Here is an 11805-nt window from a genome sequence, read left to right as displayed (position 1 = left end):
TGGAGTGGAGTACGTTCGAATGACTGGATGGAATTATCAGGAACCGGAACATCACGCCTCAACGGGACTGCCCGTAAGCATTCTGCTGTTGTCGGTCCTCGCAATATCAGCCTATCTGCTGGTCGGGGGTTCCTTGAGTGGTGGAGAGCGCGCCGGCTCCAAAGTCTATCTGCCTGTCGCGCAAACACAGGTTCGTTGAGGAAAGGCTGTTGGAGATCCCGCTCGGCCGGACAGGTGAGAGCCGTCGGCTGCCGCCGAAAGGCAGCACCGGTTTTCGTCAGTCGGGCTTATCCGTGAATTACTTCTCGGTTAGTCGGTTGGAGTTCCCGCCGAACCGGATGTGCTGGAACAACGAGGTCTCCGGGAGAGTTCCTCGGCGTGGCAACGAACCTGGTAAATCTTCATGCGTATCGTCATTGTAGTTATAGTCGCCTCAATTGTCAGCATCCTTGCTTTCAAATACGTCAACAATTCCTTGTGGAATGCACCCATAGCGGCCACGGCCGAAGAACTGTCCGAAGGTTAACGGACCATCGCGGTCTCAGTTACGGACCGCAAGGGTTTTCGAGAGATTTTGTGGCCCATATATGCGAGAGTCGCAGCGCGTCACGCAAACAGGGCGGCGGCAACATGTCTCAATCCAGGATTTGCAAGGGATGCTGGGAGCAGATGCGTATTCCGGTGCCCCTGCGCGGGCCGGCTTCCATTCCCTTCCGCGCCTTTGGCATCCGCCCGAGCCGGATGAACCCGAATACCTGCACGATCTGCGAACTCATGTTCACGCGCGTGATGAAAGCCCGCAAGATCACCGTTGACGTCTCCGTGCTTTTTGCAGATCTGCGAGGCTATACGGCGCTTTCGCAGTCGCTTTCGGCCGACAGTGTTTCGTCGCTGCTGGATGATTTCTACGATGAATGTGCCGCGGCGATTTGGGAGTTCGACGGCCTGCTCAACAAGACGGTCGGGGACGCGATCATGGCAATCTTCAACTTTCCGATCCCCCACCCGGATCACGCCGAGCGCGCCGTACTTGCCGCACGGGAGATCCAGCGCCGATGCCAATCGCGCCGTGAGGTTCGCCTAGCGGAGGGTGCCGGCCTGGACGGAAGTGAGCTCGGTGTCGGCATCGGCATCGACACCGGTGAGGCCAGCTTCGGAGAGTTCGGCCGATCCCACCGCGACCTGACCGCCATCGGAACGGTTGTGAACACTGCCGCTCGGGCCCAGTCCGCCGCCGAGGCGGGGCGAATCCTGGTGACCAGGGCCGTTTGCGAGCGCGCGCAGAGCCAAACGGCGGCAAGCGAGGGCCGAAAATACTCTCTCAAGGGCTTTGAGAAGCCGATCGAACTTTACGCAATCTGAAGAAAGCCGGGGTTCAGAGATACCCGGTAAGTTCGAGCGTCTGATAGCCGGCCAACAGCGTGATCAAGATCCGACGAGCCGCAGGAGCGTTTTCTCTCGCAGTGCCTTGACCACCCATCCTGCAAAGGGCGCGGCAAGCACGCCGCCCGTGATCAGCCCGCCGATGGATGTAAGATGGTCGCGGAAATCGCCAGCCTGTTCCCAGTGACCGGTTAGAACCGTGGCCAGGAAGCTCAGAGACACTGAAAGTGCGATCAGAAACTCGCTCGCATTGACGGTCCCGATGACGAAGCGCGGCTGTCCGCCTGCGCCGAGCAGACCGGTGGTGGCGACGGGCCCCCATCCGCCGCCGCCCGCGGCATCCAGAAACCCCGCGGTTGCGCCGAGCGGTGCCACGAGCCTCAGCTTGACCGGGTTTGTGGGAATGCGATGAAAGGAGCGGTAAAGCAGCCAGGCTCCGATCACTGCAAGATAGGCCGTGACGAAAGGCTTGACCTGATCTCCGTCAAACGAGGTCACGACGAAGGCACCCAGCATTCCACCGGCGATGCCGAAAGGAATGAGCCGCCAGAACAGCTTCCAATCGATGTTGCGGTGATAGAGATGGGCCGATCCGGAAGCGGCAGTGGTGAACAATTCCGCCGCATGGGCCGACGCCGACGCCTGGGCAGGCGGCACCCCAAAGGCAAGAAGCACCGTCGAGCAGATGACGCCGTAGGCCATCCCGAGAGCGCCATCGATCACCTGCGCGAGAAAGCCGACCAATGCGAACAGGATGAATTCTTCCATGGACAGCTCCGGGTTAGGGGGACTCGACCGCCCCGCACAAGGAAGCCTCACATGTGCAGCGGCACACGGAGGCTTCCTGCTTCACTTCAGTCTCTGCTTCTTGGCAAGGTGGAAAACGAATGCACATGGGGCTTGTTCCGCGGGGCCTGTAGCCTCGAGCGGCTCAGGGCATCGATGACCGTCATCCGCGATCCCCGGAAAAGTCGCTCATTGCCGCTTTTCTATTCACCCGCACTGCTTGACAAAGCTTTGTACAAAATAAAGATTCTACCAATTGGTAAAAATGGGGAACACCATCCATGGCAAGAGATCTGATGATGAGCCGGCGCAATGTGCTTGCGTCGGGCTTGGCGCTTGGCGTGAGCGCTTTTGCGCCGGGCGTCCGCGCCAGCACGCCGGTTAAGGTTGCCGGTATTCACGCCTCCCCTGTCGAAAACGCCTGGAACTCGGTCCTGCACAAGGCGCTGCAGGATGCGGCCGCGGAAGGCGTGATCGAATATGTCTTCTCCGAAGGCGTTTCCGGCACGGACTATCCCCGCGCGATGCGCGAATATGCCGAGCAGGGTGCAAAGCTCATCATCGGCGAAGCCTATGCCGTTGAAAAGCAGGCCCGCGAAGTCGCCGCAGATTATCCGGAGACCGCCTTCGTCCTCGGCTCGAGCGGTAAGGAAGCGGGCGACAATTTCGGCGTTTTCGGCACCTGGAACCACGACGGCGCCTATCTCGCCGGCATGCTCGCCGGCAAGATAACGAAGTCGAACGTCGTAGGCTCCGTCGGCGCCATGCCGATCCCGGAAGTCAACATGCTGATCAACGCCTTCGCTGCGGGCGTGAAGGCCGTCAATCCCGATGCCAAGCACCTCGTCACCTTCATCGGTACCTTCTTCGACCCGCCGAAGGCGCGCGAAGCGGGCCTCGCCCAGATCGACGCCGGTGCCGACATCCTCTTCGGCGAGCGCATCGGCACCGCCGATGCCGCGAAGGAACGCGGGCTCAAATCCGTGGGTTCGCTGATCGACTATACGCCGCGCTATCCCGACACGGTCTTCGCCAACGCGCTCTGGGGCTTCCGCCCAATCCTCAACGCCGCAATTGCCGACGTCTCCGCCGGCAAGCCGGTCGGCAAGGACTACACAGCCTTCGGCCTGCTCAAGGAAGGCGGCAGCGACATTGCCTATGTCAAGGGCGTCGCCCCGGCAGATGCCGAAGCGGCGATGGAAGCCAAGCGCGCCGAGATCAAATCCGGCGCCTTCGAGGTTCCGCGCATCACGGACGAGCCGAAGTAGTCGGCTTGTCTATGGCAGGCGATGCAATCTCTCTCGGTGAGGCGATCCGAACGGGCCGCCGCACCGCTTCCGAAGCGATGGAAGCATCCCTTGCGGCGGCCGGCCGATCGGCAGAAATAGGCGCAATCGTCCATCTCGACCCGACGCTCGGACGAAAGGCCGCCGAACATGCGGACGCCCGCCTGCGCCACTTGCCTGGCGGCGGGCAGGCCGCACCGTTTCTCGGCGTCCCGAGCCTTGCCAAGGATCTGGGCGGCCCCTTTGCCGGCCTTCCGGTTGCGGCCGGATCGAACATGCTCGAGCGCCGTGCCGCCGTCTCGGAAGACAGCGAACTGGCAGCGCGGCTCCGCGGAGCAGGCCTTTGCTTCTTTGGACTGACCACGGTGCCGGAAATGGGCCTGTCGCTCGCAAGCGAGCCTGCGGCCGGGCCTATCTGCCGCAACCCCCTCGATCCGGGCCGGACGCCCGGCGGCTCTTCCGGCGGGGCGGCGGCTGCCGTTGCCGCAGGCATCGTGGCGATCGCCCATGCGACCGATGCGGGCGGGTCGATCCGCGTCCCCGCGGCATGTTGCGGTCTCTTCGGCCTCAAAGCGAGCCGGGGTGCGATCGCGGCTGGACCATCCTTCGGCAATCATCTCGGCGGCATTGCCGGTGAACTTGCGCTGTGCCGTTCCGTCCGTGACCTGGCGGCGATTTTCGACGCGGCAGCCGGACGTGCCAGAGGGCCGTTCGCCGATCCGTGGTTCGCCCCCTCCCCGTCCGGCCCCTTACGTGTCGGCCTTCTTCTCGAGACCGGCGGCCAATACCCGACCGAACCGGCGCGCAGCGAGGCCGTCGAAGAGGCAGCGCGGGCGCTGGAGCGAGACGGCCACAGCATCGTTGCGATGCGTTGGGACGCGTTCGCTGCGGGCATTGCCGCGAGCGGCCGGGTTCTGCGCGACATCGTCGCCGTCAACCTGGCCAATTTCGTCGCTTCCGCCGGTCTCGATGCCGGACGCGCCGAACGGCTGACGCAGGCTTTTATCAGCCATGGGACGCAACTTGAGGCGACCGCGCTTTGGGTGACGCTTGACGACGCCGTCCATGCGAGCCATGCGGTCTGGTCGCTTTTCGACCGGGTAGACTGTATCCTGACGCCCATGCTTGCGTCGGCACCCCTTCCTATCGGATCCTTTCCTTTCGACCACGACGATATCGACCTTCAGATTCGCCGCATGACGGCATTTGCGCCACTTGCCGCACTCGCCAATGCCACCGGTTTTCCGGCCCTCACGCTCCCATTCGGCGCGGATGAAGCCGGATTGCCGCTGCCAGTGCAGATCCTGGCGCCCATGGGCGGCGACCGCCTCCTCATCGAGCTTGCGGCGCGCCTGGAAGGAGAGGGCCGCTGGCAGCACCGTTTCGCCGTCGCGGGAATTCCGGAATGAGCGAAGCCATTCTCGACATTTGCAGCGTCAGCAAGCGCTTCGGCGACAATCTCGCCAATGACGACATCTCGCTGAGTCTCGGAAGGGGCGAGATCGTCGCCCTACTCGGCGAAAACGGCGCCGGCAAGACCACGCTGATGAGCATCCTGTTCGGCCATTATGTGCCTGATAGCGGCAAGGTGCTGGTCGAGGGACGGGAACTCCCTGCGGGCAAGCCACGCGCGGCGATCCGCGCCGGCATCGGCATGGTGCATCAGCATTTCTCGCTCGCCCCCAACCTGACGGTGCTGGAAAACGTCATGGCCGGCACGGAACGCCTATGGCAGCTGCGATCCGGCACCGGCGCGGCGCGGCGGAAACTGCGCGGCATTTGCCAGCGGTTCGGTCTGACCGTGGAGCCGGACGCGCGCGTCGGCGACCTCTCGGTTGGCGAGCAGCAGCGCGTCGAGATCCTGAAGGCGCTCTACAACGATGCGCACATCCTGGTGCTTGACGAGCCGACGGCGGTGCTGACGAATCTGGAGGCCGTGCGGCTGTTCTCGACACTGAAGGACATGGCGCGCGAAGGGCTTTCGCTGATCTTCATTTCGCACAAGCTGGACGAGGTCATGGCCGCGGCCGACAGGATCGTCGTGCTGCGCGGCGGCCGCAAGGTGGCCGAGCGTCTTGCGAAAGAGACGAACAAGGCGGAGCTTGCCGAACTTATGGTCGGCCGCAAGGTGGCCCGGCCGGTGCGCGAGCCTTCGACGCCCGGCGAGGTGGTGCTTGATGTCGCGGATGTGAGCGTCAGCATCGACGGGGTGGAACGGCTGAAGTCCATCGATTTCAGCCTCCGCGCAGGCGAGATTCTCGGCATTATCGGAGTTTCCGGCAACGGCCAGACGACGCTGGCGCATCTCCTGTCTGGTACGGTCAGGCGCGACAAGGGCGAACTCCTGCTGTTCGGTGAGCCGATCGGCGACCTTACGGTTGACGGCGCCGTCCGGGCGGGGATCGGCCGCATTCCGGAAGATCGCAACAAGGAAGGCGCGATCGGCGAAATGGCCATTTGGGAGAACGCCGTTCTCGAGCGCCTGCCGCAATTTTCGCGCTACGGCCTCGTCGATCGACCGTCTGGCCAGGCATTCGCCGGCCAGATCATCGATGCCTTCGACGTGCGCGGCGGCCGGCCGACGACACGCACGCGGCTGCTCTCGGGCGGCAACATGCAGAAACTCATCCTCGGGCGCAATCTGATCGACCGACCGCGCATCCTGCTTGCGGCGCAGCCGGCGCGCGGGCTCGACGAGGGGGCTGTCGCCGCGGTGCACGAGCGGCTGCTCGAAGCGCGGCGCGCGGGAACCGCGGTGCTCCTCATCTCCGAGGACCTGGAAGAAGTCATGGCGCTTGCCGACCGCATTCAGGCCATCGTCAACGGTTGGCTTTCGCCTCCAATCGCCGCCGACAGCGCCAGTGCCACGAAACTCGGCCTGATGATGGCCGGCGAATGGAATGAAGAGCACGAGGTTCCGCATGCGTTTTGAACGACGCGAACATCGTTCGCTCGCCCTGGTGATCGCGACGCCCGTGCTTGCGATCCTCTGCGCGCTGGCGTTGGCCGGCCTGCTTATCGCTCTCGCCGGTGCCCCGGTCATGGAGGCCTATTGGCGCATTCTCGTCGGGGCTTTCGGCTCGCGGCTTTCGGCGACCGAAACCTTGACCCGCGCAAGCCCGCTCATTCTAACGGGCCTTGCCGCGGCGGTCGCGTTCCGGGCGAGGCTCTGGAACATCGGCGCCGAGGGTCAGTTCTATCTCGGAGCGATTGCCGTCGCCGCGGCCAGTTCGCACCTTTTCGGCGGTCTCCCCTCCCCCCTGCAGATCCCGCTCCTTCTCGTCGTCGGCGCGGCAGCCGGCATCGTCCTGCTGCTCGTGCCGCTTTGGCTGAGGCTGCGCTTTTCCGTCGACGAGGTCGTGACCACGCTTCTCCTCAATTTCGTCGCCGTGCTCTTCGTCTCCATGCTGATCGACGGCCCGCTCAAAGACCCGATGGGCTTCGGATGGCCGCAGTCGCAACCGGTCGCCGACGCGGCGGTCCTGCCAAAGCTTTTCGCCCGGTCCCGCCTCCATATCGGACTGATGATCGCACTCGTCCTCGCCGTCGCCGTCCATCTCGTTCAGTCGCGCACGGTGTTCGGCATGCAGTCGCGAGCAGCCGGCCTCAATCCGGCCGGAGCGGTGTTCGCGGGCGTGCCGCTCGGCCGTACACTGGTGACGGTAGCCTGCATTTCGGGCGGGCTCGCGGGCCTTGCGGGGGCTATCGAGGTCATGGGCGTGCAGGGCTATGTGACGACGGACCTGTCGCCGGGTTACGGCTATTCCGGCATCGTCGTCGCCATGCTCGCCAATCTCCACCCCCTGGGCGTGGTGCTTGCCGCCCTGTTCACGGCGGTCATGTTCGTCGGGGCCGACGGGATGAGCCGCAGCATGGGTATCCCCTCCTACATAGCCGATGTCACGGTGGCCCTGTCGCTGATCAGCATGCTGACCGGGGTCTTCTTCACCCAGTACAGGATTCGCCGATGAACGCCGCCATCGACATTTTCGCTTCCGCCGGCCTCTGGGCGGCCGTCCTGCGCATCGCCACGCCGCTGATCCTCGGCACGCTCGGCGCGCTCCTGTGCGAGCGCTCCGGCGTCCTGAATCTCGGCATCGAGGGCATCATGACCTTCGGCGCAATGATCGGCTGGCTTACGGTCTATAACGGCGCCGACCTGTGGACGGGCATTCTCGTCGCGGGTCTCTCCGGCGGGATCTTCGGCCTCCTGCATGCGGGCCTGACGGTCACGCTCGGATTGTCGCAGCATGTGTCCGGCCTCGGGGTGACGCTTTTCGCCTCGAGCTTCAGCTACTACGTCTTCCGTCTGCTGGTACCGGTCGCGGGTACGCCGCCGACGATCGAACCGTTCCAGCCGATCGACGTGCCGGTGCTATCGTCCCTCCCCTTCCTGGGTCCGGCGCTCTTCACGCAGACGCCGCCGACCTATGCGGCGATCCTGCTGGCGCTGGCGCTCGGCTACATGCTTTTCCGTACGCCGCTAGGCCTGGCGATCCGCATGACGGGGGAAAATCCGCACGCCGCCGAGGCGCAAGGCATCAACCCGATGGCGATCCGCTTTGGTTCCGTCGTCGTCGGGAGCGCGCTGATGGGCATCGGCGGCGCCTTCCTGACGCTCTCGGCCTTCAACAGCTTCTTTCCGACCATGGTGCAGGGGCGGGGCTGGATCTGCATAGCGCTCGTCGTCTTCGCCTCCTGGCGGCCGGGCCGCGCCCTCGTCGGAGCGCTGCTGTTTGCATTGTTCGACGGCTTCCAGCTGCGCCTGCAGACGCGGCTGAGCGGCGTCGTCCCCTATCAGATCTTCCTGATGATCCCCTATCTGATGTCGATCGCAGCGCTGGCGCTCATGGCCCGGCGCGCCCGCGTTCCGCAGGCGCTGATGCAACCCTACCGGCGCGGCGAGCGCTAAACCCGAAGGACTGACCCATGTTCGACCTGATCATCCGCAATGCGAACCTGCCGGACGGCCGGCAGGGCTTTGATATCGGCCTTGCCGGCGGCAAGATCGCCGCCATCGAGAAGTCGATAGCCGCGACCGCCGGCGAGGAGATCGACGTGTCCGGCCGTCTGGTCAGCCCGCCCTTCTGCGATCCCCATTTCCACATGGATGCGACGCTGTCACTCGGTTTGCCGCGCATGAACGTCTCCGGCACGCTGCTCGAGGGCATCGCGCTCTGGGGCGAGCTGCGGCCGCTGCTGACGAAGGAAGCCCTCGTCGAACGAGCGCTTCGCTATTGCGACCTCGCCGTGGCCCAGGGCCTTCTCTATATTCGCAGCCACGTGGACACGTCCGATCCGCGCCTCGTGACGGCCGAAGCGCTGCTCGAGGTCAAGGAAAAGGTCGCACCCTATATCGATCTGCAGCTCGTCGCCTTCCCGCAGGACGGATATTACCGCGCGCCCGATGGTGTCTCCTCGCTCGAGCGCGCGCTCGATATGGGCATCGACATCGTTGGCGGCATTCCTCACTTCGAGCGGACGATGGAAGACGGCGCCCGCTCCGTCGAGGCGCTGTGCCGGATCGCCGCCGACCGCGGCCTGCCGGTCGACATGCATTGTGACGAAACCGACGATCCGTTGTCGCGCCACATCGAGACGCTCGCCGCCCAGACGGTGCGGTTCGGGCTCAAGGGGCGCGTGGCAGGTTCGCATCTCACCTCGATGCATTCGATGGACAACTACTATGTCTCGAAGCTCATCCCGCTGATGGCCGAGGCGGAGATCAACGTGATCCCCAATCCGCTGATCAACATCATGCTTCAGGGCCGCCACGACACCTATCCGAAGCGGCGGGGCATGACGCGGGTGCGCGAGCTGATGGCGGCCGGCCTCAACGTCTCCTTCGGACACGACTGCGTCATGGACCCCTGGTACTCGATGGGGTCCGGCGACATGCTGGAGGTCGGCCATATGGCGATCCATGTCGCGCAGATGGCCGGCATTGACGACAAGCGCAAGATCTTCGACGCGCTCACCGTCAATTCGGCAAAGACCATGGGGCTCGAAGGCTACGGCCTCGAGACCGGCTGCAATGCCGACCTGGTCGTGCTTCAGGCCGCCGACGTCACCGAGGCGTTGAGGCTGAAACCGAACCGGTTGTTCGTCATCAAGGCAGGCAAGGTCATCGCGAAAACCGCGCCGCGCGTCGGCGAGCTTTTCCTCGCCGGGCGTCCTGCCTCGATCGACATGGGACGCGACTACGTTCCCCCGGTGCTGCAGCGCTGATCCCATGCCGCTGGAGCGGACCACCGAACTGTTGAGAAAAATGAGGTCCGGTGACGCGAAGTTCCGTATAGTCGTGACAATGGGAGACCTGTCAGATGCGCATCAATGAAGACCTGACGAAACCCGTAATCGTCCATTCGGCTAAACTCGACTGGGTTCCAAGCCCCGCCGCAGGGGTGGATCGCCGCATGCTCTACCGTATCGGCGGCGAAGTTGCGCGCGCAACCTCGATCGTTCGCTATGCGCCGGGCAGCGCCTTTCCACGCCACGTCCATAGCGGCGGCGAGGAAATCCTCGTGCTCGAGGGGACGTTCGAGGACGAGCACGGCGACTATCCTGCGGGCAGCTATTTCCGCAATCCGCCCGGCACCTCGCATATACCTGCCTCGAAGGAGGGCTGCACGATCTTCGTGCGGCTCTGGCAATATCGTGAGGGCGACGGCACGCAAATCGTTCGCCACCCTGGAGAGGGTGAATCAGCGCCGTTGCGCGAGGGGGTAGAGGCAGCGCGCGTCCTGTTCGACGACGGAAAAGAGCGCGTGTCGATAGAAACCTGGCTGCCGGGTTCAGCCGTCGGCGTCGAGAATCGCCGTGGGCTCGAGTTCCTCGTCCTTTCCGGCGGCCTTGCAGCCAGGGGCGAGCAACTGGAGCCGCAGAGTTGGGGCCGGTTGCCCGCAGGAGAGGCGCTCGAAGCGATCACCGGGCGTAAAGGCGCTGAGATCTGGATCAAGGACGCACCGCTGCAGCACCCCGACGTGCTGCAGCTGCCCTGAAGCGCTACGCGGGCTCCGGACGGAGCATCTGCGGCGTACCATTAAGATTTGTGGTGAAACCGATAAGCAAAGTGCGATTGGTCAAGCGAAGTCTGCATGTTATGGGCAGGTATGTCCGTGAATGCTTCGCCAACCGTCATGTTCCTGCTTATCTCATTCGGCACCGTCCTCGGAATCGCGGGGACTGACTTGGTGCTGCCGGCAATTCCGGCCATGCCGACGGCAATCGGCGGGACTGCGGCATTGGCGCAGATGGTCCTTGCAGCCTATGCCGGTGGCACGCTCGTGGGACTGCTTACCTTCGGCGAACTCGGGGCGAGGTACTCTCGCCGCAAGCTGTTGGTCTGGTCGCTTGGCCTGTTTGCCGTCACGTCTCTGCTATCTGCCTACGCGCCGACCTTGGAATGGCTGGTCGTCTTGCGTTTCGCGCAAGGCGCGTTCGGCTCGGGCCCGGCGGTTTTCGCGCCGGGCTTTATTCACGGCCTTTACCCTGCGGACAAGGCGCCTTCCATGTTCGGCAGGCTCGGCTCCATCGAGTCCTTGACGCCGGCTCTTGCGCCCATCGTCGGAGCCTATCTTATGACGGTGGGGGGATGGCAGACTTCTTTCCTTATGTTGGCCGGACTCGCAATTCTCTGCGCCATTGGCAGCTGGGCCTACCGTCAATCGCTTCCGGACCGGCTCGAGGCTCTTGAGCTCCATCGAAGCTATATGTCGATCATCCGCAATCGCGACTTTCTTCGGCACGGCTTAAGCCAGGCGCTTTCCCTCGGCAGCATTCTTATCTTTGTATTCGGCGCCCCCGCAGTGATGACAGGGGCATTGGGCATGACGATCGGAGACTTCATTCTCCTTCAAGTTTTCGGCATCGCCCTTTTTATACTGGCGTCGAACGCGTCCAATGCACTTGCCCGAAGATTCGGTACCGAACGCATGATCGTAATCGGTACCGGAGCTGAGGTTCTTGGCTTCTTCCTGGTCCTTCTCTACACATCCCTAGGCGGACGCAGTCTGACTGTGCTCGTGCCCCTGTGGATGACCGCAAACGGCGCGTTCGGCATACGGGGCCCAATCGGTTTCCACCAGGCAATCCTTGCCTCAAGAGGGGATCATTCACGCGGCGCCGCGTTGGTCGTTGCCGCTATACTTGGGATCACTGCCGGAGGTACCGCCGCCGCCGCTCCTTTCATCAACATAGGCTGGTGGCCGCTAGCCTCGGCGAGTAGCCTCGCTGCGCTGCTGGCTTTGCTGTGTCTGACGCTGATCGGCAGCGCGGCGAACGAAACTGAAGACGGTTAGCGCATTTGACGACGATGCGGGGAAGGCCAGGACATGGCTCAAGCCACGTC

The 11805-nt window shown here is 63.8% G+C and carries 9 protein-coding genes and 1 pseudogene; 9 read left to right on the top strand and 1 reads right to left on the bottom strand.

Going from position 1 to position 11805, the window contains the following annotated elements; translation table 11 throughout:
- The first annotated feature begins 630 nt into the window (after positions 1 to 630).
- Entirely contained in the window at positions 631 to 1362 is a 732-nt protein-coding gene (locus AC6CIG_RS19585) for an adenylate/guanylate cyclase domain-containing protein (protein ID WP_498323556.1), read from the top strand.
- Positions 1363 to 1375: 13 nt separating this feature from the next.
- Here AC6CIG_RS19585 and AC6CIG_RS19580 read toward each other — a convergent pair.
- Positions 1376 to 2151, bottom strand: a pseudogene (locus AC6CIG_RS19580) (sulfite exporter TauE/SafE family protein).
- A gap of 299 nt (positions 2152 to 2450) precedes the next feature.
- Here AC6CIG_RS19580 and AC6CIG_RS19575 point away from each other — a divergent pair.
- From AC6CIG_RS19575 to AC6CIG_RS19540, 8 genes are all read left to right on the top strand, one after another.
- The gene (locus AC6CIG_RS19575) at positions 2451 to 3437 is read left to right on the top strand and encodes a BMP family protein (RefSeq protein ID WP_018096557.1); all 987 of its coding nucleotides are present in this window, start codon (positions 2451 to 2453) and stop codon (positions 3435 to 3437) included.
- Positions 3438 to 3448: 11 nt separating this feature from the next.
- Complete coding sequence (locus tag AC6CIG_RS19570) at positions 3449 to 4864, top strand: amidase (RefSeq protein WP_498323554.1); 1416 nt, start codon at positions 3449 to 3451, stop codon at positions 4862 to 4864.
- Positions 4861 to 6387 (top strand): ABC transporter ATP-binding protein, encoded by a 1527-nt coding sequence (locus AC6CIG_RS19565; RefSeq protein ID WP_498323553.1) that lies wholly within the window; start codon positions 4861 to 4863, stop codon positions 6385 to 6387. Before AC6CIG_RS19570 ends, AC6CIG_RS19565 begins: the two co-directional genes overlap by 4 nt.
- Complete coding sequence (locus tag AC6CIG_RS19560) at positions 6377 to 7426, top strand: ABC transporter permease (RefSeq protein WP_102761994.1); 1050 nt, start codon at positions 6377 to 6379, stop codon at positions 7424 to 7426. The genes AC6CIG_RS19565 and AC6CIG_RS19560 overlap by 11 nt, the downstream gene beginning before the upstream one ends.
- The gene (locus AC6CIG_RS19555) at positions 7423 to 8367 is read left to right on the top strand and encodes an ABC transporter permease (RefSeq protein WP_102764384.1); all 945 of its coding nucleotides are present in this window, start codon (positions 7423 to 7425) and stop codon (positions 8365 to 8367) included. The genes AC6CIG_RS19560 and AC6CIG_RS19555 overlap by 4 nt, the downstream gene beginning before the upstream one ends.
- Positions 8368 to 8384: 17 nt before the next feature.
- Positions 8385 to 9683 (top strand): amidohydrolase family protein, encoded by a 1299-nt coding sequence (locus tag AC6CIG_RS19550; protein WP_498323551.1) that lies wholly within the window; start codon positions 8385 to 8387, stop codon positions 9681 to 9683.
- 95 nt (positions 9684 to 9778) lie between these two features.
- Complete coding sequence (locus AC6CIG_RS19545) at positions 9779 to 10456, top strand: cupin domain-containing protein (RefSeq protein ID WP_018096551.1); 678 nt, start codon at positions 9779 to 9781, stop codon at positions 10454 to 10456.
- Positions 10457 to 10552: 96 nt separating this feature from the next.
- Positions 10553 to 11755: a multidrug effflux MFS transporter gene (locus AC6CIG_RS19540; RefSeq protein ID WP_498323549.1), complete on the top strand. Its 1203-nt coding sequence runs from the start codon at positions 10553 to 10555 to the stop codon at positions 11753 to 11755.
- The last annotated feature ends 50 nt before the right edge of the window (positions 11756 to 11805 follow it).

Source organism: Sinorhizobium sp. GQ132 (assembly GCF_059758575.1).
Note: the sequence above shows the minus strand (reverse complement) of the source record. Positions and strands in the feature narration are given on the sequence as shown.

Coding starts and splice junctions, on each gene's coding strand:
- AC6CIG_RS19575 (WP_018096557.1), top strand. CDS start 2,451: ATGGCAAGAGATCTGATGATGAGCCGGCGCAATGTGCTTGCGTCGGGC.
- AC6CIG_RS19565 (WP_498323553.1), top strand. CDS start 4,861: ATGAGCGAAGCCATTCTCGACATTTGCAGCGTCAGCAAGCGCTTCGGC.
- AC6CIG_RS19570 (WP_498323554.1), top strand. CDS start 3,449: ATGGCAGGCGATGCAATCTCTCTCGGTGAGGCGATCCGAACGGGCCGC.
- AC6CIG_RS19555 (WP_102764384.1), top strand. CDS start 7,423: ATGAACGCCGCCATCGACATTTTCGCTTCCGCCGGCCTCTGGGCGGCC.
- AC6CIG_RS19585 (WP_498323556.1), top strand. CDS start 631: ATGTCTCAATCCAGGATTTGCAAGGGATGCTGGGAGCAGATGCGTATT.
- AC6CIG_RS19545 (WP_018096551.1), top strand. CDS start 9,779: ATGCGCATCAATGAAGACCTGACGAAACCCGTAATCGTCCATTCGGCT.
- AC6CIG_RS19550 (WP_498323551.1), top strand. CDS start 8,385: ATGTTCGACCTGATCATCCGCAATGCGAACCTGCCGGACGGCCGGCAG.
- AC6CIG_RS19540 (WP_498323549.1), top strand. CDS start 10,553: ATGTTATGGGCAGGTATGTCCGTGAATGCTTCGCCAACCGTCATGTTC.
- AC6CIG_RS19560 (WP_102761994.1), top strand. CDS start 6,377: ATGCGTTTTGAACGACGCGAACATCGTTCGCTCGCCCTGGTGATCGCG.